The organism is Mesobacillus sp. ABV4_180 (assembly GCF_056158485.1).
Genome location: NZ_JBSWTJ010000001.1, coordinates 1,588,756 through 1,608,488, shown reverse-complemented (window position 1 = coordinate 1,608,488; position 19,733 = coordinate 1,588,756). Strand labels below are relative to the sequence as shown.

Sequence of the window (19,733 nt, the reverse complement as noted above, 5' to 3'; positions counted from 1 at the left end):
GCCTCAGGCATTTCATCTGGATTATTTTGCAGAAGTATAACGCTTGTTAACTTCATCCCAGTTAACAACGTTCCAGAAAGCACCGATGTATTCTGGTCTTCTGTTCTGGTAATTCAAGTAGTATGCATGCTCCCAAACATCAAGTCCAAGAATCGGTGTCTTGCCTTCCATTAGTGGAGAGTCCTGGTTAGGAGTGCTTGTTACTTCCAGCTCACCGTTGTTGACGACAAGCCATGCCCAGCCTGAACCGAAACGAGTAGTTGCAGCTTTTGAGAACTCTTCTTTGAAGCCTTCGAATCCGCCAAATTTAGAGTTGATTGCTTCTGCCAGTTCTCCAGCAGGCTCACCGCCACCATTTGGAGAAATCACTTCCCAGAATAGTGTGTGGTTAGCATGACCGCCACCATTGTTGCGAACTGCAGTACGCACTGCTTCAGGAACCGCATCAAGGTTTGACACAACTTCCTCTACAGATTTAGAAAGAAGCTCTTCGTTTCCTTCCAAAGCGTTGTTCAGGTTTGTTACGTAAGTGTTGTGATGCTTAGTGTGGTGAATATTCATTGTTTCCTTGTCGATGTGTGGCTCAAGTGCATCATATGCATAAGGTAATTGTGGTAATTCAAATCCCATTTTAACATCCTCCTATGTATCGTGTTTCACTCAAGAACAAATCTATCTAACAATTCAGATATTAGAATCGTTCTAAAAGTGCTTCATGATTAGATTACCAAAGTCCGGTAATCGTTTCAAATAAAATGCTCGTTCCAACGCATTTAAAATTCCCAAATCATTTTAAATATATTCACATGGCATTGCAAATTAGCTATTTCCTATTTTAGCCTGCCTGTTTTTTTGTCCCCCATAAAAAATATCGACTAGCCCTTAATCAAAGTTTCATTAAATCGTCAATATTGCAAGAATGCTTTTCTGTCAACGATTTAAGTCGCATCAACTCGAAACGCCTTCCATTTAATACCAAAACATCATTGACATGGTAACAACAATTCTTTTAAATCAAAGTGTAGAGAGGCATATAAGGAGACGATCCTGATGGACAAAAATATATCATTATATAGTTTATTTTTACAAAATTTCATTGATAAAGAAACGATTCAAAAAATCAAAGCTGACTCTTTGCTTTTTCAGGAAGATGATATTGTGCAGAATGTTTACCTCATCCTGAGCGGCAGTGTATCTGTCGGCAGGGTCCATATGAAGGGAAAGGAATTCATTCTAAAAATCCTGAATGGAGAAGAAATGATCATTGAATATGAACTGTTCAAGCACGCACCGCGCTATCATTTTTCTGCGAAGACACTCACAGATTGTGAAATCCTGATGATTAAGAGGGAGCAATTCGAAGAGTTCATTTTAAATGAAGAGTATGCAATGAATGCTCTTGTCAATTGGCTGAGCACGAGGTACCTGAAAGCTCAGATGAAGTGTCAGGATTTAATCATGAACGGAAAAAAAGGCGGTTTGTATTCAATTCTCATTCGCCTTTGCAACAGTTATGGCGTCATGACAGATGAGGGAATCCTGATTGACCTTCCGCTCACCCACCAGGAGCTTGCCAATCTCACTTACGGCACCCGTGAGGTCATTCAAAGAATGTTAAAAGAATTGCGGGAAAAAGACATTATCGCCTACGACCAGCTAAAATTCACCGTAAAGAACCTCGCATACTTAAAAAGAGAAGTCGACTGCCAGAACTGTTCATTTGAAATTTGCGGATTGAATTAAACAGATAAAAAAATCGTGCCGTATAGCACGATTTTTTTCATTAGAATACAAGCAACAAGAAGTATCCGAGCATAATCGCCATGATGAGCCCTTTCGTCACGACGCTGCTGACAAAGCCAACCACCGAACCAAAGCCAATTTTCATCGAATCATTCAAGCTCTTTTTATTGACCATCAATTCTGCCAGTGCCGCCCCCAGGAATGGGCCTACAAGAATCCCAAAGATCGGAATGACAAAAGGACCTACTAGTAATCCTATCGTACTTCCCCATACGCCAGCCTTACTGCCTCCATATTTTTTGACTCCGATGATGTTGGCGATATAATCCGCTCCAAACAGCAAAGCAACAAACAAACCTTGTACTGTCCAAAATAGCCAGTTAAATGGTTCAAATGTAAAAAATACACCATATAGAATGAATCCTCCTGCTAAAAAAAGCACCCCTGGCAATATCGGAATGACCAAGCTTGCAAACGCACCAAGAAAAAGCACGCCAATAATCGTCCAATAAATGTATTCCATATCATCATCCTTCTTATTCAAGAAATAAAAAATGAAGCAAAGGTTTCCCCTTGCTTCATTTTACCACTATTGTTGATCTCCTAAAACGTATTCCGCGATGTTCACTGCATGGTCACCGATTCGCTCTAGGTTGCTGATGATGTCAACAAAGACGATGCCTGCTTGTCCAGAGCACTCCCCTTCATTCATACGAAGGATATGCTGTTTTCTTAGCGTACGTTCCATGCTGTCAATTTCAGCTTCTTTCTTTACAACAGCTCTTGCAGCATCTAGATTCTTCTGATCCAATGCCTGTAAGGCTTCATCTACTGTGCTGACAGTCAGGTTGAACATTGTTTCCAGATCTTCCATTGCATTATCAGTTATCTTCACTTTATTTGCCTGCTGATATTCAATCAATTCAATGATATTTTCAAAGTGATCGCCAATTCTTTCAATATCACGAACAGTGTCCATTAGCATACTGTGCTCTTCAGACTCATGCTCTGAAAGTGAGCTTGTCGCTAAATCAACTAGATAATCCGTAATTTTACGATCAAGATTATTGATTGCTTCCTCAAGCTGGTAGGCATTCGAAGAATGCTTTGTATTTTTTGTCTTCAAGAATTCATTTGTTTCTTCTAAACCTTTTAATGCAAACTTACCCATGCGAAGAACTTCTTCCTTGGCCTGGCCAAGTGCAATTGATGGTGACTGTTCGATGAAAACTGGATCAAGGTGCTGAGCCTTGTAATCAACGATAGAATCTTCACCAGGAATCAGTTTTGTTACAATCAATGCCAAAACAGCTATAAACGGCAATTGGATCAGTGTATTTGTTGAGTTAAAGATACCGTGTGCAAAAGCAATCGTCATTTCCGGATTCAGTGAAAGATTGTCTCTTAGAATCTCAATAACAGCGGTAAACGGCTTTAATAATATCAAAAAGATTGTTGTACCAATCAAATTGAACAATACATGAGTGGCAGCCGCTCTTTTCGCCGCAACTGAAGTACCGATTGCTGCTAGTACTGCAGTGATGGTTGTGCCAATGTTATCCCCAAACAATACTGGCAAAGCGCCATTGAGGTTAATCAAGTTTTCTGCATGCAAGCCTTGAAGAATTCCAATTGTCGCACTTGAACTTTGAACGATTACAGTAAAGAGTGTCCCAATGGCAACCCCAAGTAACGGATTCGAGCTAAGCTCAATTGTTAATTCATGGAACGATTCAAGATTGCGAAGCGGCTTCATTCCTCCGCTCATCAATTCAAGTCCATAGAATAAGGCACCAAAACCGAACACGATTTGTCCAATATTATGTACCTTTTTATTTTTAAAGAAGAATAAAAGAATAGAACCTAAAGCTATTATTGGCAGAGCATATTCACCAACATCAATACCGATAATAAATGCTGTAATTGTTGTACCGATGTTTGCGCCCATGATAACCCCGATAGCCTGGCGCAGCGTCATGAATCCTGCACTAACAAGTCCTACAGTAATAACAGTGGTAGCAGAACTGCTCTGCACCAATACAGTAACGATCAGACCAGCCAGAACCCCCATTACCGGATTGGTCGTAAATCGATCTAGTACATCACGGAGTCGATCCCCTGCTGACTTCTGAAGACCATCACCCATGAATTTAATGCCGTATAAAAAGATCCCAAGGCCACCAAAGAACTCAAACAGCATTTCTTGTAAATTCAATTCCATTTTTTCAACCCCTAGATTTATTTCGACAATCTTTTACAAACATTGATTATTATGAAGTAAACATTAATGAAAAGTAAACTCTTTACGCTCTAAATTTACAATACCTTAACAATCCCCAGTAATGTTACAGAAATGTTACAAAGAATTATAAATTCCACGTTCCTTCTTTAACTGTTAAATAGAGAATGAACATAATTCTATCAAAGAGCCTGTATATAATAATATCCTTGGCAATTGATAAGTACCATGATTACTGTCCATTCCGAAAACTCTATACTAAATTTCATTTTATCTATTAAATAGGTTCTTAACTCTATTTCTCCTGCATAAATAATGATATAAAGCTGTTTGAGGAGGAAGATCCTATGAAAAAACTGGCAGGTTTGTTCATACTATTGATTGTAGGCTATGCAATATATAATGATATGAGCATTGGGACTCTTCCGGCAGTGACTCAACCAAAGGCTGAAACAGTAGAAATAGAAAAGGTAGAGAAGAAAACGAAAGTAAAAGTTGATATCCCTTATTTTGAGCACGAAGTTAAGCCTGGCGATACCGTCCTTTCGGTACTGGACAGAAATTCAGACAGCCCTATGGACGTACCCGTCTCAAAGGCGGTAGAGGACTTTAAAAAGTTAAACAGCGGGACAGATCCCCAGAACATCAAGTTTGGCAAGACCTATAAATTCCCGGACTATAGCAATCAAAATTAGCAAAGGCTAACAAATGAAGTCTTTCCTTGTCAATATGAACAAAAGATTGATAAAATGGGGTTGTGCATCTTTAGGAACATTTACATGAATTCCATTTTTTAAAGGAGCGAATCACCGTTGAGTGAAATTATACATCGTACTAAAACCCGGCCAATAAAGGTGGGGAACTTAACAATCGGAGGCAACAATGAAGTTGTCATCCAGAGCATGACGACAACCAAGACGCATGATGTGGAAGCGACTGTTGCTGAAATCAAGCGACTTGAAGAAGCGGGATGCCAGATTGTCCGTGTTGCTTGCCCGGATGAAAGAGCAGCAAACGCAATCCCGGAAATAAAGAAGCAAATCAATATTCCGCTGGTTGTTGATATCCATTTTGATTACCGCCTGGCACTTAAGGCAATCGAGGGCGGAGCTGACAAAATCAGGATCAATCCAGGAAATATCGGCAAGCGCGAAAAGGTGGAGGCTGTAGTAAAAGCCGCTAAAGAACGCGGGATTCCAATCAGGATTGGCGTAAATGCTGGTTCCTTGGAAAGACGAATTCTAGAGAAATACGGATACCCAACAGCTGATGGAATGGTAGAAAGCGCGTTGCACCATATTAAGATTCTTGAGGACCTGGATTTCCACAATATTATTGTTTCAATGAAAGCTTCTGATGTAAACCTGGCAATTGAAGCATATGAAAAAGCAGCGAAAGCTTTTGATTATCCGCTTCACCTTGGAATTACAGAATCAGGAACTTTATTTGCAGGCACAGTCAAAAGTGCAGCTGGACTTGGAGCAATTCTTAGCAAAGGAATCGGCAACACAGTCAGGATTTCTCTAAGCGCAGACCCAGTTGAAGAAGTGAAAGTTGCAAGAGAGCTGTTAAAATCATTTGGCCTTGCTGCCAATGCAGCAACGTTAATTTCATGTCCGACATGCGGAAGGATCGAAATTGACTTGATCAGCATTGCCAACGAGGTTGAGGAATACATCTCAAAGATTAAGGCTCCTATCAAGGTTGCCGTACTTGGGTGTGCCGTGAACGGACCGGGCGAAGCACGCGAAGCTGATATCGGCATTGCCGGAGCAAGAGGGGAAGGGCTCCTATTCCGTAAAGGAGAAATTGTCCGCAAGGTTCCTGAGGAAACAATGGTAGAGGAACTTAAAAAAGAAATTGATAAAATTGCTGAGGAAAAGCTTCGTGAAGCTGCACTCCAAAAATAAACAGGAATGCCCGGGAATAAATCCCGGGCATTTTTTTTGGCTTCTTTTTTTTAACGGCCGTTAAAAAAACGGCAGTATGAAGATGCCAACTAGAATGGAAATTACCCCGATTCCAATAGCCCAGCTTCCAAGTGCGGAACCTCGTCGGCGGGCCATGAAGCCAAGCACAATTCCAGCTGCTCCGAAAAGAACTGGTAAAATAAACAGCGACAAGATCGAAAGGGCAAGAGCTGAATATGCAAGCCCTCTTCCTCCAGTTGTACTTTCTTCATCTGACCTTCTTCTTATAGCAGGCACAGGGGCTGCAATTTCGGCCGCCGTTTCCTCACGATAGCGTTCTTCATGAGAAGGTCTGGCAATAGCCGTCATTTCCTGATAGTGATCTTCGCGCCCAGAATCGGCGATCGCCGTCATATTCTGGTAATGATCTTCACGTCCAGCCTCTGCAATGGCAGTCATTTCCTGGTAGTGTTCATCACGCACAGGCGCATAAATTTCCGCTGCCGTTTCTTCCTGATAGATTTCATCACGAGCATCTCGCAACGTAATCACATCCTGCTTAGGTTCAGTAATATATTCGGTACCAATCTGTTTTCGTTCTTGGTCTGCCACTATAATCCCTCGCTTTCTTTAGTGGAGCATTTATTATTGTTTACGACCTTGAGATATTTCATCATGGCAATGTTTGACTAATGAGAAAAAGCGCAAGCGCATTGGCAAGCTGAAACTGGACAATTCTCGAAGTGATATTTTTACTTCCTTATATCATAAAAAAGTTAACCTTTTGCCTGCTTTGAACATTTGGTAAGATTAAGGATAGATACTTTGTTAAGGAGCAGACTGAATGAAAAAACGTTTTGGCATAGATATTGATGGAACAGTCACATGTCCAACTACATTTGTACCCTATCTAAATGAAGCATTTAATCTGAATATTACACTTGAAGACATTAAGCAATACGACTTCATGCCCCTGGTCACCGTTTCTGAAAAAGAATTTGCTGCCTGGTTCAGGAAGATGGAGCCGGTGATTTACTCAAATTCACCTTTGGCTCAAGGAGCAAAGGATGTATTAAAAAAATGGGAAAAAGAACATGAACTATTCTTCATCAGCGCCAGAGGATCGCATTTGCTCGATTTAACAAAAGAATGGTTCACAACAAATGAACTTATCTATAATGATATCCATTTGATTGGGTCGCATGATAAAATCGAAGCCGCAAGGAGATATGGCGTAGATATTTTCTTTGAGGATAAACATGATAATGCTGTCAATCTGCACGAGGAACTAAGCATCCCAGTCATCCTCTTCAATACTCCATATAACCAGGAACCGATTCCTGATGGTGTCATTCGCGTGAATAGCTGGACAGAAGCCAGGAATTGGGTGCAAAATTGGATAAAAAATGATTTAAAACGGCCGTCTTAATGGCCGTTTTTTTTGTTAATCCATCTCAAGGTTGCCAGTTAATATTCCTACTATATAAAAAAAAGACCGGATTAAATTCCGGTCTCGGCAATCTTATTGAACACAATCAGGGCAGCGTCCGTAAATTTCGAATTTATGTCCAGAGATATCGTAGCCTTTGAAGCTTGCTTCAATGTTTCTCATTGGGCAAGTATCAATTTCTTTCGTCTTTCCGCAGTCAAGGCAGATGAAATGATGATGATGCTCTTTGTGAGAGCATGTAAAGCGAAAATGCTTTTCCCCAGACAATTCTGTCATCTCTAGGATACCTAGCTCGACAAACACGCTTAGATTACGATAAATCGTATCAAAACTTAGGCCTGGGTAGTTACCCTTCATCTGTTCCAGCACTTCACGCGCAGTCAAATATTTATCATGTTCAGCAAACAGCTGAAGCATGTCTTCCCGTTTATCGGTATGCTTGTAACCCTGTTCCTTCAAAAGGGTCATCGCTTCATTCACATTCATGGTCTTCACCCCATCAAATAGATCTTGTTGTCGCTCGTTTTTTTAGCCAGATTGTCAGAACAAGAATGAGTACTGCAATCATGACAATCGTTCCACCTGGCGCCAGATCTAAATAGTAAGATAAAAACAAACCACCTAAAACAGAAATCTCTCCGAACAGGATGGAATAGAAAATGGTTTGCTTAAATCCTTTAGCAAATCGAATGCTTGCCGCAACAGGGAGAGTCATCAATGAAGATACAAGCAGGATTCCAACAATCCGCATTGATGCGGCAATCACAAGTGCAACCATGACAATGAAAATGAAATGCAGCGTCTTTGCCGCAATTCCCGTTGCCCTCGCGTATTCTTCATCAAATGACAATAAAAATAGTTCCTTATATAATAAAACAACAATCGCAATCACCAATATACTGATGACAAGGATTGTCCAGAGATCTGCCCGGCTCACAGCACTGACGCTGCCGAACAAATAACTGAAAAGATCTGTATTGAAGCCGTCAGCTAGTGAGATAAAGATCACTCCGAGCCCGATTCCCCCAGATAGAATAATCGGAATCGCCAATTCCTGATAATGCTTATAAACTGTCCGCAGCTTTTCAATAAACAAGGATCCACCAACAGAAAAAGCCATCCCCATATATAGCGGATTCAGTCCGCTGAATAACATGAATTTCTTTTCCAGCAGGAGACTTGCTGCAATACCCGCCAATGTGACATGGCTAAGGGCATCTGCAATGAGAGAAAGGCGCCTGACGACGATAAAAACGCCAAGCAATGGAGCGATCACTCCGATGATCACACCCGTCAGGAAAGCATTCTGCAGGAATTCATACTGCATGAGTCCGCTAATCATGACTGTGTGCCTCCTCATGATGATGATGATGATGATCATGTGTCAATACATGTACATCATGTCCGTAAATTTCGGATACCTCATTTATTTTCAACTGTTCAAACTCCTCAGTGCTGCCGTGGAAATGCATGTTTTTATTTAAACATGCAACATCCGTCACCTTATCAGAAATTGTGCCAATGTCGTGCGTCACAAGAAGCAAGGTAATCCCATTATTTTTATTCAGAGAATCAAGCATCTCATAGAAAGAGTTGACATTCTTGGCGTCAACACCAACGGTTGGTTCATCCAGGATCAGCAGCTCCGGATCGCTTACAAGTGCTCTTGCAATGAATACTCTTTGCTGCTGCCCGCCAGAAAGCTCACCTATATTTCTGTCGAGGAAATCACCCATCCCAACGGATTCAATTGCTTCCTTGATTTTATCGTGGTCGCTCTTCTTTAAAAACTTGAACAGACCAAGCTTCTTTGTCAGGCCGCTGGCAACTACCTCAAAAACTGTTGCCGGAAAGCCTGTATTAAATGAGTTGGCCTTTTGCGACACAAACCCGATTTTATGCTGGTCCCTGAATTTGCTTATATCCTCGCCAAAAAGACGTATCAATCCTTTTTGCGGCTTAATCAGCCCCAGCATTAGCTTAAGCAGAGTTGACTTGCCTGAGCCATTGGGGCCGACAATCGCTAAAAAGCTCCCTTTTTGGATAGACAAATTTATATCTTCTAGTACATTTTCTTTATCGTATCGATAAAATAAATCCTGCACCTCAACGATGCATAAACTCGTGGTCATTTCCATCACCTGCAAAAAATAAGAATCATTCCGATTTACATTTAGTAGTATATCGCTTACCGGGGATATTGTAAATAAAAGAACTCACCTGCCAGAATTTTGTCACGAAATCCAAACCGGGCTCATACCTTACTATGGAGGAGTGATGATCTTTGGCTATTTTTGAAAATATCATTAACCATAAAATAAGTAATATTACGGCTGATGAACTGCTGAAATATGCCTCTCAATTCAACATTGCAATCACCCATTCACAGGCGCAGAAAATCGCCGGGTACTTACGCGGAAAAAAAGTAAACATCTTTAATGATTCAGAGAGAACCGCACTGATCAAGGAAATTGCCAGAATCACCAGCCCTGAAACAGCCAGGGAAGTAAACAAACTGTTCATCAAATTTACGAAATAAGCCTAATTTGAAATTGAAAAGCTGTGGATCCCCATGTCCACAGCTTTTTCATTATGCTATTTAGTCTAGCCATTCATGATGAAATCAAGCAGGTTCTCTTCGAATTTTCTGCTTTTCAACATGTCAATTTCATGCTTATACGGAGCTTTTTTATTGTTCTTATCTTCTCCGACAAAGGGTGTTTCAAGGATTTTAGGTACATGAGTCAATTGTGGATGATGGACAATATAGCTCATTGCCTCAAAACCGATGTGGCCGAAACCGATGTTTTCATGACGGTCCTTCCTCATGCCGACCGCATTTTTGCTGTCATTGATGTGAAGCACCTTCAGCCTGTCCAGACCGATGATTTTATCGAATTCATTCAGTACGCCGTCAAAATCCTCAACGATAGGGTAACCGGCATCATGCGTATGGCAAGTATCAAAGCACACGGATAGCTTGTCATTGTGGATGACACCATCGATGATCATTGCAAGTTCTTCAAAAGACTTGCCGCATTCCGACCCTTTACCTGCCATCGTCTCGAGCGCGATTTGGACATTTTCGTTGCCTGTCAGAACCTCGTTGATTCCCTCAACGATTTTTTCGATGCCTTTTTCCGTTCCAGCTCCGACATGCGCTCCAGGATGAAGAACAATTTGTTTTGCTCCCAGCGCTTCTGTCCTGTCTATTTCGCTTCTTAAAAAGCGTACTCCCAAATCAAATGTGTCTGGATTCTGTGAGTTCCCGATATTGATGATATACGGGGCATGTACCACGATTTCTGTTATTCCATGCTGTTCCATATGCAGGCGCCCTGCCTCAATATTCAGGTCCTCTATTTTTTTTCTTCTTGTATTCTGCGGTGCCCCTGTATAGATCATAAAAGTATTTGCTCCATATGAGACGGCTTCTTCACTAGCTGCCAGCAGCATTTTTTTGCCGCTCATGGAAACATGCGAGCCAATTAACATTGTGATCTCTCCCTGAATGCCTTTATTTATTTTTCTTTTGCAGGCGATTTTGACGCTTTTTGATTTTATCCATTTCTGACTTCATTTTCTTCTTATAGCCAGGCTTTACCTTTTTAGGTTTAGAAACAAGTGATTTTGCTACCGCTTCGCCAGGAGTTTCCTTTTTCTTTCTGTTCTGGCGTCTGTTCCGCTCTTCAATTTCGGTGAATTCTCCTTTTTTCAGATCAATATTTTTAAAGGAGATTCCCATTTTCTCGAGTCTGATCAGTGCATCTTCATCACTTTGCTCATATATGGTAAGCGCTACTCCCGATGATCCGGCACGAGCCGTTCGACCTACCCTGTGGATATAAAAATCAAGGTCAGTTGGCAGCTCATAGTTGATGACATGGCTGATTCCCTGGATATCGATTCCTCTTGCAGCAAGGTCAGTAGCAACAAGATACTGGAATTCGAGGTCCTTAATCTGCTTCATTACGCGTTTGCGTTCTCGTGGGCTCAAGTCCCCATGGATGCGCCCTACCTTCATCCCTTTTTGGATCAGGCCATCAGCAACCTCATCTGCTTTTTTCTTCGTATTCGCAAACACAATCCCGAGGTACGGATTAAAAGCGAGCAAAGCGGAATGGACGAGGCCGATCTTATCCCTGTGTCTAGCCGGAAGCAGAATATGTTCAATCTTCTCTGCGGTAGCTTGTTTTGGATCAACTTGTACATATTTAGGATTTTCCATGTACTTTTTCAGGAACGGCTTGAGCTTCTCTGGAATCGTTGCCGAAAATACAAGCATCTGGAGCTTCTCTGGCATACGGGATGCGAACTGGTCAATATCCTCAATGAAACCCATATCGAGCATCAAGTCGGCTTCATCGACAACCAGCATATTCGCTGTATGCACAAACAGCGCGTTTTCCTGGACAAGATCATTGATCCTGCCTGGCGTTCCGATAACGATTTGCGGCTGAGTCTTGAGTTTTTCAATCGTTCTCTGCTTGTCCGTTCCGCCAATGTAGCAACGGGCTGTTATCTTTTCAGCATCTGGTGCGTTCTCGGCAATTTTAAGAACCTCATGGTAAATCTGGTTGGCTAACTCCCTTGTTGGCGCAGTGATGATAGCTTGTACCTCATTGCGTGAAGCATCCAGCTTGTTCATGATTGGCAGGACATAAGCGTGCGTTTTGCCGGTTCCTGTCTGGGATTGGCCAATTGCGCTATCTCCCTTAAGGATCGTCGGAATCAGACGTTCCTGAATTTCAGTCGGCTCAAAAAAGCCAAGTTTTTTTACAGCATCTATAATAAATGGCTTCAAATCGTATCTTTCAAATTTTGTTTCAGTCATAGTAAATCTCCTTTTTTTCACCCTACTCCCCAGTCAATCGGGGATTTCAGCCTGTTCCGTAAGCTGTTCATTTCAGGTTCATCCTGTAATTATAATAAAGATTGCCCAAAATCTCCAATAGTACTATCTTAACCTTTCCTCATAAAAAAACAAACAAGATTCGGCGATTTCCCTTTTTCTTAACCATTCCTCTGCAAATGCATACTCTAATAGGAAATGATTTATCTAGAAAGGAGGGGTCACGATGCTACAAGGACCCCGTATGAACCCGCGCGGGATGCAATACCCTTACATGGGGCCTGGATATATGGTCAGGCCTATGATGGGACAGCATCAGATGTACTCCCATCCATACGGACAAATGCAGAGGATGCCTCAGGGACAAATCCCGCGAATGATGCGAAGAGGACAACAGTCGTCGAAACAGGGCGGAGGGTTGCTCGCAAAAATTCTTGGAAAAAACAATCGCAGCCAGGGAGGCTTATTAACCGGAGGAACCGGAGGAACCGCCGGGCCAGCGCGTGCTGCCAGTTCAGGAGGAGGAATCCTGAAAACCCTCACTGATCCAGCCGCACTCAATGGCTTCCTGACCAATACACAAAAAGTGTTGAGCACGGCCCAGCAATTTGGACCGATGATTCAGCAATACGGCCCGCTCGTCCGTAATCTGCCATCGATGTGGAAGCTGTATAGAGGGCTTAAAAATATGCCAGATGCTGATGAGCAAAACGAACAAGAATCACAGGAAGTTGAAGAAAAAACGCAAAAAAAAACAAAAAAATCCGTTAATGCTAAACCAGCCGCAAAAAAAAGGGTGAATAGGCAAAGCATGAAAGGATCATCTTCGCCAAAGTTATTTATTTAGATTTCAGTAAGGGTAAATCATTCCTTCTCGGAAGTCGCTTTTGTATTCTTTCTATAAGTCTTATATAATAAAAGAGAGAATTAGAGGTATTCGCAGGAGGATGACTCAATGAATGTAATCAAAATATCACCGCGCGGCTATTGTTACGGCGTTGTTGACGCCATGGTCATTGCGCGCAACGCTGCCCTGGATAAAAGCTTGCCGCGGCCTATATATATACTTGGTATGATTGTTCATAACAAACATGTTACAGATGCGTTTGAAGAAGAAGGGATCATTACACTTGACGGAAATAACCGCAAGGAAATCCTTGAAAAGGTCGAAGGCGGTACCGTTATTTTCACAGCCCACGGAATTTCGCCAGAGGTCAGGGAACTGGCGAAGCAAAAAGGACTTGTTTCAATTGATGCTACGTGCCCGGATGTAACAAACACACATAACTTGATCCGTGCTAAGGAAAAAGAAGGCTTTGATGTCATTTATATTGGAAAGAAAGGCCATCCTGAGCCTGAAGGAGCAGTAGGTGTCGCTCCGGGAATCGTCCATCTTGTGGAGACCGCAGCAGATGTAGAGGCGCTTGATTTACCAGCGAAAAAACTGATCGTTACAAACCAGACAACGATGAGCCAGTGGGATGTAGCAGAAATCATGAAAAAAGTGAAGGAAAAATATCCGCACGCTGAAGTTCATAAAGAAATCTGCATGGCGACACAGGTACGCCAGGAAGCAGTTGCCGAGCAGGCACAAGAAGCCGATGTTCTCATTGTCGTTGGAGATCCAAAGAGCAATAACTCAAACCGTCTTGCACAGGTTTCCGAGGAAATCGCCGGAACAAAAGCATACAGGATCGCAGACATCAGTGAACTGGAAATCGACTGGATCAAGACTGCAAACACAGTCGCTGTCACATCTGGAGCATCAACACCAACTCCTATCACTAAAGAGGTCATCACCTTCCTCGAACAGTTTGATCCAGAAAACGAAGCAACCTGGGTAAAAGTGAAAAAGGTACCACTAAACAAAATACTGCCAAAAGTAAAAAAGACCGAGGCAAATGTATAAACAAAAAGCAGCCATGAATGGCTGCTTTTTTGGTTATTCCCCACCAAACCTAAATAAACGTAAAAGGATCTGTACCTATTTCTGATGGAATAAACTTCACTTCAAATCCTTTATCACCACAGAGCCCTTCCATGACAGCCGCGACTCCTGTTTTCATGATCTTCTCGACATTATGTCCCGGATCAATCATGTTCAGGCCGGCCGTGATGGCGTCATGAGCCGTGTGGTAATAGATATCTCCTGTAATATAAACATCTGCACCGCGGAATTTCGCCTGTGAGTAGTACTTGTTTCCATCGCCACCGAGGACTGCCACTTTTCTGATTTTCGCATTCAAGTTACCGACGACACGCACCTGATCAACTCCAAGGGCTTCTTTTACAAAATGAGCAAATTCCGCAAGCGTCGTTTCTTTGACTTGACCAATCCGTCCCAGGCCAAGCTGTTCACCAGTGTTATCAAGTCTGTACAAATCGTAGGCGACTTCTTCGTAAGGATGAGCTTTGATCATTGCCTGAATGACCTTTTTTTCAATGCTTTGCGGAAAAATTGTTTCTATGCGTACTTCTTTGACTGCTTCAAGTTTACCTTGATGCCCGATATGCGGGGTTGTATTTTCTCCTGGGAGAAAACGTCCCTCTCCCGTGCCTGTAAAAGAACAATGGCTGTAGTTGCCTATTGATCCTGCTCCTGCATTCCCCAATGCTTCACGAAGCCGCTCAGCATCTTCTTCCGGGACGAAAACGACGAGTTTCTTCAGCTGGTCCTCATACGTCGGGACCAGTACTTGAGGGTTATTCAGGCCAAGTGCAGCGGCAAGAAGGTCATTCACGCCACCTTTGGCGACATCAAGGTTCGTGTGGGCTGCATATACAGCAATGTCATGCTTGATCAGTTTTGCAATCATTCTTCCCCCAGGAGTGTCGGTAGCGATTTTTTGCAGCGGACGGAAGATTGGCGGGTGATGGGCAATGATTAATTGAACATTTTTGGAGATTGCCTCTTCCACCACTTCCTCAGTAACATCCAGAGCAACAAGCACATTTTTGACAGTGTGGTTCAACGATCCGATTTGCAGTCCTATCTTGTCGCCTTCCATTGCATATGCTTTTGGTGAAAATTGTTCAAATAGCTGAATCACTTCATGGCCATTCACTTTTTTCACTTCAGCGCCTCCTCTGCCATCTTGATTTTCTCTTTTAGTTCCAGTCTCTTGCGCTCTGTATCGTCATTCTCCATAGCGGCATCCAGTTGTTTTAGGACACGCTCCCAATTCTTCATTTCAGCATTCCACTTTTCCATGAATACTTCGGACTTTTCTTTTAATAAAAATGGCCCGAACAAAATTCCTTCTTCTAGATTTTCCTGTTGATATGGTGTAATAGGTTCACCTTTTTCAGCAACAAGGATTTCATATATTTTCCCATCTTCTTTGAGAATTTCTTCAGCTACCAACTCCCAGCCATTGTCAATCAGCCATTTGCGTACGGCAAAGCTGCCAACATTCGGCTGGAGTACTAGCCTGCTGACTCCTTCGAGTTTCGCTCTACCTTTCTCAAGTATCATAGAAATGAGTGTCCCGCCCATTCCTGCTATAGTAATGCAATCAACCTCTCCAGGTTCAATGACCTCAAGACCGTCACCTTTGCGGACTGAAATCTTATCTGAAAGATTCTCAGACAGAACCTGCTCAAGCGCAGATTGGAATGGGCCTTCGGCAACTTCACCTGCGATGGCTGAAGGTACATTCCCTTTCTTAACAACATTGCATGGAAGGTATGCATGGTCGGATCCGATATCCGCCAGACGCGCTCCTGCAGGAATATTATTCGCAACGGCCTCAAGCCGGTTTGATAGCTTCTCAGCATTCATTCAAGTCACCTACTAAATCTTATTTTGCTTTTATAAGTATATGAAAACCGCCTGCCCCTTGTCCAATCATGGAGAGGGAAAAATAGAAAAGGCTCTCTGCAAAAGCAAAGAGCCCCAAAAAAAGTTTACTTCAATTCATTTACGATCCATTCAGCCATTTGTTCTTCTTTGCCTGCAGCCATTCCAGGAGGCATATTGCCCTTACCGTTAGTCAATATATCCTTGATTTCGTCTTTGGAATACTTGCTTCCAACACCTTTAAGTGCAGGTCCAGAAACACCCTCATACTGGTTTCCATGGCAGCCTGCGCAGGATTGCTGATAGAATTCCTCAGGATTCACTTCAGCAGTTTCCTCTGTTTTTTCTCCGCCTTCTTTTTCCTTGGCAAGATCCTTGGAATCCCCAATACCTTTGAAAGAAAGCAGGAACATCAAGCCGATTCCCATCACCATAATCAATACGAACGGAATAATTGGATTGCGATTCATCATTTACCCTCCTTTATGTATAACATCACACACTTTAAATAATAATTTCACACAGCTATTATTTTACTTGAAAAACGTTTACAGGGAAAGTAAAAAAGCAAACTTTGTCACACTTGTTCACAATTTAGACAAAAAACTTCATCTTTTGATGAAGTTTTTGATTTATAACCATATATAGGTTGCCCTGTTAGCAGCCAATTAATCTCGCAATCACCATTCTTTGTACTTCCGAGGTTCCTTCGCCAATTTCCAGGAGCTTCGCATCTCTCATATAACGCTCTACTTCATATTCACGCATATAGCCATAACCCCCGTGAATCTGGACAGCCTGGTCAGCTACCTCCATTGCAATTTCTGAGGCATACAGCTTGCACATTGACGCTTCCTTTGAAAACGGGCGTCCCTGGTCCTTCAACCAGGCAGCTTTGTAGACCATATTCCGTGCAAGCTCAATCTTCATCGCCATATCAGCAAGTTTAAATTGGATTGCCTGGAATTTGGAAAGTGATTTACCGAATTGGTGTCTTTCCTGGGCGTACTGCAGTGCCTTCTCGTAAGCAGCCTGGGCAACCCCTACCGCCATAGCTCCGATTCCAATCCTGCCCCCGTCCAGCGTAATCAGGAACTGTTTGAACCCCTCACCCTTCTTGCCAAGCAGGTTCTCAACAGGGACGCGGACATTTTCCATTACAAGTTCGGTTGTATTGGAAGCGTTCAAGCCCATTTTCTCATAGTTATCAATGACGGTGAATCCTGGTGCATCAGTAGGTACGATGATTGCACTGATTTCCTTTACACCATTGTTTTCACCAGTGATCGCTGTCATGGCAAGGTGTTTGGCATAACTTGCGTTGGTGATGAAGCATTTACTGCCATTGATGACATATTCGCCATCAACTTCCTTAGCAGTTGTCTGCGTGCCGCCTGCATCCGACCCGGCATTCGGTTCTGTTAATCCAAATGCCCCCATTGATTCACCTGTACATATCGGCGTCAAATATTGCTGCTTCTGCTCTTCGGTACCGAAAAGATTGATTGGGGCACCACCAAGCGAAATATGTGCAGAATAGGTGATTCCTGTTGATGCACAGCCCCTGCTGAGTTCCTCCGTCACAATTGCGAAACTTACCGTATCAGCGCCAGCCCCACCATATTCTTCGGGAAAAGGCAAACCTAGCATGCCCAAATCTCCAAGTTTTTTGAAAATTTCTGTCGGAAACTGTTTTGTTTTATCTCTCTCTATCGCTCCAGGAGCGACTTCTTCTTCCGCGAATTCTCTAATCGTCCTTTTTATCATAGCTTGTTCAGATGTTAAATCAAAGTTCATTTCCATCCCCCTCAAAACATTGAATGCGTTTACATTCTTCATTATAAGGGTGAACAAACAATTTTCTCAACATTTAAAAACTTTAAAATTTTTAATTATTATATGAAAATAGTAATAATCAGGACAATTAATCCTGTAACACCTGATATTTTGAAGGGTACCATTGTCCACTTCATACCAGCGGCAATCCATAATAAGCAGTTTACTGCCGTGACAATGTATAACATGGCTGGCTGATCAGGAAATACTATTTCCGCTGCCTGAACAGAAGTTATTAAAAAAATGAGTGCCGAAGAAAGCAAAGGAATCAATTCAAAAAAGGAATTTTTTATAAGATATGCTCCTGAAACTACTGAACATATTCCAAAAAATGTTATAAGAGCCATTTGCAAAAAGAGAGACAATTCAGTAAAATAAAATAAAAATGCTGCAAGCGTTAACAGCCCAATTAGTATGATGCTTATTAACCCTGTTCTAGATGTCCGCCCTCTACTATTTTCGGGTTCGGATCTGGAGTCTGAACTCCCTTCAGTATATAGATTTAGCAGGTAATCACAATAATGTTCGGGCAGCATCCGGTTTTGTTTCCAATATTTTATTTCATTGGTGATCGTTTTCCTGCGCTGTTCATCCAATTCACTCGCACATCCTGTCTATTTTAAAATAGGCTTGATTTTATAACATATTGTTGTAAACCTTATAGAGGCAAAAAGAGCCTAAAAAAAGGAATAATTTACTTTTATTTTAAAAAGTAAATTATTCCTTGGCAATCCTATTCTAAAAAGTCTTTCAATCGTTTGCTTCTGCTTGGATGCCTTAGCTTGCGAAGGGCCTTTGCTTCGATTTGGCGGATACGTTCACGCGTAACCCCAAATACCTTGCCGACTTCCTCAAGAGTGCGGGTACGTCCATCATCAAGGCCAAAACGCAGTCTCAGGACATTCTCTTCACGGTCTGTAAGAGTATCGAGGACATCTTCGAGCTGTTCCTTCAATAGCTCATATGCAGCATGTTCTGAAGGAGAGGTAGCGTCCTGGTCTTCAATGAAATCTCCTAAGTGCGAGTCGTCTTCTTCACCGATAGGGGTTTCAAGAGAAACCGGTTCCTGTGCAATCTTAAGGATTTCACGTACCTTTTCAGGTGACAGATCCATATCTTCTCCGATTTCTTCAGGTGTTGGTTCGCGGCCTAAATCCTGAAGGAGCTGTCTCTGGACACGGATCAATTTGTTGATGGTTTCGACCATATGAACAGGGATTCGGATGGTACGTGCCTGGTCAGCAATAGCACGTGTAATTGCCTGGCGAATCCACCATGTAGCATAAGTACTGAATTTGAATCCTTTACGGTAATCAAATTTTTCGACGGCCTTAATGAGGCCCATATTTCCTTCCTGGATTAAATCAAGGAAGAGCATGCCACGGCCAACGTAGCGTTTCGCAATGCTTACTACAAGTCGAAGGTTTGCTTCTGCAAGACGCCGCTTAGCTTCTTCATCGCCTTGTTCGATTCTTTCCGCCAGATTGATTTCTTCTTCAGCAGAAAGCAAATCCACCCGGCCGATTTCCTTCAGGTACATTCTAACTGGGTCGTTGATTTTAACTCCCGGAGGTACACTTAAATCATTTAAATCAAACTCTTCATCGTCTTTGGCAAGCTGCTTAAGATCAGGGTCTTCAGCTTCATCGCTTTCCCCAACCAGTTCAATTCCCTGTTCACCAAGGAACTCATAATATTCATCCATTTGATCGGAATCAAGATCAAAGCTTGATAACCTCTCTGCAATATCATCATAAGCTAGGACGCCTGTTTTTTTTCCCAGTGCAGTTAACTGGTCTTTCACTTGTTCAACTGTCACTTCATTTTCTGTGACCTCTTTAGAACGGGCTGACTTTTCAGCCATATGTCCCCCTCCTTCCAAAAATCAAAAACAATCAGCATTA

At 42.3% G+C, this 19,733-nt stretch carries 22 protein-coding genes; 7 read left to right on the top strand and 15 right to left on the bottom strand.

Annotation, left to right across the window (positions count from 1 at the left end; all coding sequences use genetic code 11):
- Positions 1–21 precede the first annotated feature (21 nt).
- Entirely contained in the window at positions 22–630 is a 609-nt protein-coding gene (locus ACXAEA_RS07995) for a superoxide dismutase (protein ID WP_475095369.1), read from the bottom strand.
- Between the two features lie 420 nt (positions 631–1,050).
- Here ACXAEA_RS07995 and ACXAEA_RS07990 point away from each other — a divergent pair, with 420 nt between their 5' ends.
- Entirely contained in the window at positions 1,051–1,743 is a 693-nt protein-coding gene (locus ACXAEA_RS07990) for a Crp/Fnr family transcriptional regulator (protein ID WP_475095368.1), read from the top strand.
- Between the two features lie 40 nt (positions 1,744–1,783).
- On the opposite strand, the gene ACXAEA_RS07985 is transcribed toward ACXAEA_RS07990, so the two are convergent.
- Positions 1,784–2,266, bottom strand: a complete 483-nt coding sequence (locus tag ACXAEA_RS07985) for a DUF456 domain-containing protein (RefSeq protein ID WP_475095367.1) — start codon at positions 2,264–2,266, stop codon at positions 1,784–1,786.
- A gap of 66 nt (positions 2,267–2,332) precedes the next feature.
- Positions 2,333–3,964, bottom strand: a complete 1,632-nt coding sequence (locus tag ACXAEA_RS07980) for a Na/Pi cotransporter family protein (protein ID WP_475095366.1) — start codon at positions 3,962–3,964, stop codon at positions 2,333–2,335.
- 365 nt (positions 3,965–4,329) lie between these two features.
- On the opposite strand from ACXAEA_RS07980, the gene ACXAEA_RS07975 reads away from it, so the two are divergent.
- Together ACXAEA_RS07975 and ispG are read left to right on the top strand one after the other, a co-directional pair.
- On the top strand, positions 4,330–4,677 hold the full coding sequence (locus tag ACXAEA_RS07975; RefSeq protein WP_475095365.1) for a LysM peptidoglycan-binding domain-containing protein: 348 nt from the start codon (positions 4,330–4,332) through the stop codon (positions 4,675–4,677).
- 126 nt (positions 4,678–4,803) lie between these two features.
- Entirely contained in the window at positions 4,804–5,892 is a 1,089-nt protein-coding gene (gene ispG, locus ACXAEA_RS07970; protein WP_475098078.1) for a flavodoxin-dependent (E)-4-hydroxy-3-methylbut-2-enyl-diphosphate synthase, read from the top strand.
- A gap of 60 nt (positions 5,893–5,952) precedes the next feature.
- Here the strand turns inward: ispG and ACXAEA_RS07965 are convergent, their stop codons facing one another.
- A complete protein-coding gene (locus ACXAEA_RS07965; protein WP_475098077.1) occupies positions 5,953–6,306 on the bottom strand; it encodes a hypothetical protein in 354 nt (117 codons plus the stop codon).
- A 430-nt stretch (positions 6,307–6,736) separates the two neighbouring features.
- Between ACXAEA_RS07965 and ACXAEA_RS07960 the strand changes: the two genes are divergently transcribed.
- A complete protein-coding gene (locus tag ACXAEA_RS07960) occupies positions 6,737–7,321 on the top strand; it encodes a hypothetical protein (protein WP_475095364.1) in 585 nt (194 codons plus the stop codon).
- A 93-nt stretch (positions 7,322–7,414) separates the two neighbouring features.
- On the opposite strand, the gene zur is transcribed toward ACXAEA_RS07960, so the two are convergent.
- From zur to ACXAEA_RS07945, 3 genes are read right to left on the bottom strand one after another with little or no spacing between them, the layout of a single operon-like run.
- Complete coding sequence (zur, locus tag ACXAEA_RS07955; RefSeq protein WP_475095363.1) at positions 7,415–7,828, bottom strand: zinc uptake transcriptional repressor Zur; 414 nt, start codon at positions 7,826–7,828, stop codon at positions 7,415–7,417.
- Positions 7,829–7,841: 13 nt separating this feature from the next.
- Complete coding sequence (locus ACXAEA_RS07950; protein ID WP_475095362.1) at positions 7,842–8,684, bottom strand: metal ABC transporter permease; 843 nt, start codon at positions 8,682–8,684, stop codon at positions 7,842–7,844.
- Entirely contained in the window at positions 8,677–9,474 is a 798-nt protein-coding gene (locus tag ACXAEA_RS07945; protein WP_475095361.1) for a metal ABC transporter ATP-binding protein, read from the bottom strand. The genes ACXAEA_RS07950 and ACXAEA_RS07945 overlap by 8 nt, the downstream gene beginning before the upstream one ends.
- Positions 9,475–9,626: 152 nt before the next feature.
- Here ACXAEA_RS07945 and ACXAEA_RS07940 point away from each other — a divergent pair, with 152 nt between their 5' ends.
- A complete protein-coding gene (locus tag ACXAEA_RS07940) occupies positions 9,627–9,881 on the top strand; it encodes a DUF2624 domain-containing protein (protein WP_475095360.1) in 255 nt (84 codons plus the stop codon).
- Between the two features lie 65 nt (positions 9,882–9,946).
- Here the strand turns inward: ACXAEA_RS07940 and ACXAEA_RS07935 are convergent, their stop codons facing one another.
- The gene (locus ACXAEA_RS07935) at positions 9,947–10,837 is read right to left on the bottom strand and encodes a deoxyribonuclease IV (protein WP_475095359.1); all 891 of its coding nucleotides are present in this window, start codon (positions 10,835–10,837) and stop codon (positions 9,947–9,949) included.
- Positions 10,838–10,859: 22 nt separating this feature from the next.
- Positions 10,860–12,176, bottom strand: a complete 1,317-nt coding sequence (locus tag ACXAEA_RS07930; protein WP_475095358.1) for a DEAD/DEAH box helicase — start codon at positions 12,174–12,176, stop codon at positions 10,860–10,862.
- A gap of 244 nt (positions 12,177–12,420) precedes the next feature.
- On the opposite strand from ACXAEA_RS07930, the gene vrrA reads away from it, so the two are divergent.
- Positions 12,421–13,041 (top strand): VrrA/YqfQ family protein, encoded by a 621-nt coding sequence (gene vrrA / locus ACXAEA_RS07925; RefSeq protein ID WP_475095357.1) that lies wholly within the window; start codon positions 12,421–12,423, stop codon positions 13,039–13,041.
- A 108-nt stretch (positions 13,042–13,149) separates the two neighbouring features.
- Positions 13,150–14,103 (top strand): 4-hydroxy-3-methylbut-2-enyl diphosphate reductase, encoded by a 954-nt coding sequence (locus ACXAEA_RS07920; RefSeq protein WP_475095356.1) that lies wholly within the window; start codon positions 13,150–13,152, stop codon positions 14,101–14,103.
- 49 nt (positions 14,104–14,152) lie between these two features.
- On the opposite strand, the gene ACXAEA_RS07915 is transcribed toward ACXAEA_RS07920, so the two are convergent.
- The 6 genes from ACXAEA_RS07915 to rpoD form a co-directional block, all read right to left on the bottom strand.
- Entirely contained in the window at positions 14,153–15,268 is a 1,116-nt protein-coding gene (locus ACXAEA_RS07915; protein WP_475095355.1) for a Nif3-like dinuclear metal center hexameric protein, read from the bottom strand.
- Positions 15,265–15,975 (bottom strand): tRNA (adenine(22)-N(1))-methyltransferase, encoded by a 711-nt coding sequence (locus ACXAEA_RS07910; protein WP_475095354.1) that lies wholly within the window; start codon positions 15,973–15,975, stop codon positions 15,265–15,267. The genes ACXAEA_RS07915 and ACXAEA_RS07910 overlap by 4 nt, the downstream gene beginning before the upstream one ends.
- Positions 15,976–16,100: 125 nt before the next feature.
- Positions 16,101–16,463: a cytochrome c550 gene (cccA, locus tag ACXAEA_RS07905; RefSeq protein WP_475095353.1), complete on the bottom strand. Its 363-nt coding sequence runs from the start codon at positions 16,461–16,463 to the stop codon at positions 16,101–16,103.
- 187 nt (positions 16,464–16,650) lie between these two features.
- Positions 16,651–17,790 (bottom strand): acyl-CoA dehydrogenase, encoded by a 1,140-nt coding sequence (locus ACXAEA_RS07900; RefSeq protein WP_475095352.1) that lies wholly within the window; start codon positions 17,788–17,790, stop codon positions 16,651–16,653.
- Positions 17,791–17,888: 98 nt separating this feature from the next.
- Positions 17,889–18,425, bottom strand: coding sequence for a hypothetical protein (locus ACXAEA_RS07895; RefSeq protein WP_475095351.1), 537 nt, complete (start codon positions 18,423–18,425; stop codon positions 17,889–17,891).
- A 137-nt stretch (positions 18,426–18,562) separates the two neighbouring features.
- Complete coding sequence (gene rpoD, locus ACXAEA_RS07890) at positions 18,563–19,693, bottom strand: RNA polymerase sigma factor RpoD (protein WP_475095350.1); 1,131 nt, start codon at positions 19,691–19,693, stop codon at positions 18,563–18,565.
- Positions 19,694–19,733 lie beyond the last annotated feature (40 nt).

What these genes read in the sequence shown, in the direction of transcription:
- ACXAEA_RS07995 (WP_475095369.1), bottom strand. Translation starts at nt 630, where the DNA reads ATGGGATTTGAATTACCACAATTACCTTATGCATATGATGCACTTGAG.
- ACXAEA_RS07990 (WP_475095368.1), top strand. Translation starts at nt 1,051, where the DNA reads ATGGACAAAAATATATCATTATATAGTTTATTTTTACAAAATTTCATT.
- ACXAEA_RS07985 (WP_475095367.1), bottom strand. Translation starts at nt 2,266, where the DNA reads ATGGAATACATTTATTGGACGATTATTGGCGTGCTTTTTCTTGGTGCG.
- ACXAEA_RS07980 (WP_475095366.1), bottom strand. Translation starts at nt 3,964, where the DNA reads ATGGAATTGAATTTACAAGAAATGCTGTTTGAGTTCTTTGGTGGCCTT.
- ACXAEA_RS07975 (WP_475095365.1), top strand. Translation starts at nt 4,330, where the DNA reads ATGAAAAAACTGGCAGGTTTGTTCATACTATTGATTGTAGGCTATGCA.
- ACXAEA_RS07965 (WP_475098077.1), bottom strand. Translation starts at nt 6,306, where the DNA reads ATGACGGCGATCGCCGATTCTGGGCGCGAAGATCACTATCAGGAAATG.
- ACXAEA_RS07960 (WP_475095364.1), top strand. Translation starts at nt 6,737, where the DNA reads ATGAAAAAACGTTTTGGCATAGATATTGATGGAACAGTCACATGTCCA.
- zur (WP_475095363.1), bottom strand. Translation starts at nt 7,828, where the DNA reads ATGAATGTGAATGAAGCGATGACCCTTTTGAAGGAACAGGGTTACAAG.
- ACXAEA_RS07950 (WP_475095362.1), bottom strand. Translation starts at nt 8,684, where the DNA reads ATGATTAGCGGACTCATGCAGTATGAATTCCTGCAGAATGCTTTCCTG.
- ACXAEA_RS07945 (WP_475095361.1), bottom strand. Translation starts at nt 9,474, where the DNA reads ATGACCACGAGTTTATGCATCGTTGAGGTGCAGGATTTATTTTATCGA.
- ACXAEA_RS07935 (WP_475095359.1), bottom strand. Translation starts at nt 10,837, where the DNA reads ATGTTAATTGGCTCGCATGTTTCCATGAGCGGCAAAAAAATGCTGCTG.
- ACXAEA_RS07930 (WP_475095358.1), bottom strand. Translation starts at nt 12,176, where the DNA reads ATGACTGAAACAAAATTTGAAAGATACGATTTGAAGCCATTTATTATA.
- vrrA (WP_475095357.1), top strand. Translation starts at nt 12,421, where the DNA reads ATGCTACAAGGACCCCGTATGAACCCGCGCGGGATGCAATACCCTTAC.
- ACXAEA_RS07920 (WP_475095356.1), top strand. Translation starts at nt 13,150, where the DNA reads ATGAATGTAATCAAAATATCACCGCGCGGCTATTGTTACGGCGTTGTT.
- ACXAEA_RS07910 (WP_475095354.1), bottom strand. Translation starts at nt 15,975, where the DNA reads ATGAATGCTGAGAAGCTATCAAACCGGCTTGAGGCCGTTGCGAATAAT.
- cccA (WP_475095353.1), bottom strand. Translation starts at nt 16,463, where the DNA reads ATGAATCGCAATCCAATTATTCCGTTCGTATTGATTATGGTGATGGGA.
- ACXAEA_RS07900 (WP_475095352.1), bottom strand. Translation starts at nt 17,790, where the DNA reads ATGAACTTTGATTTAACATCTGAACAAGCTATGATAAAAAGGACGATT.
- rpoD (WP_475095350.1), bottom strand. Translation starts at nt 19,693, where the DNA reads ATGGCTGAAAAGTCAGCCCGTTCTAAAGAGGTCACAGAAAATGAAGTG.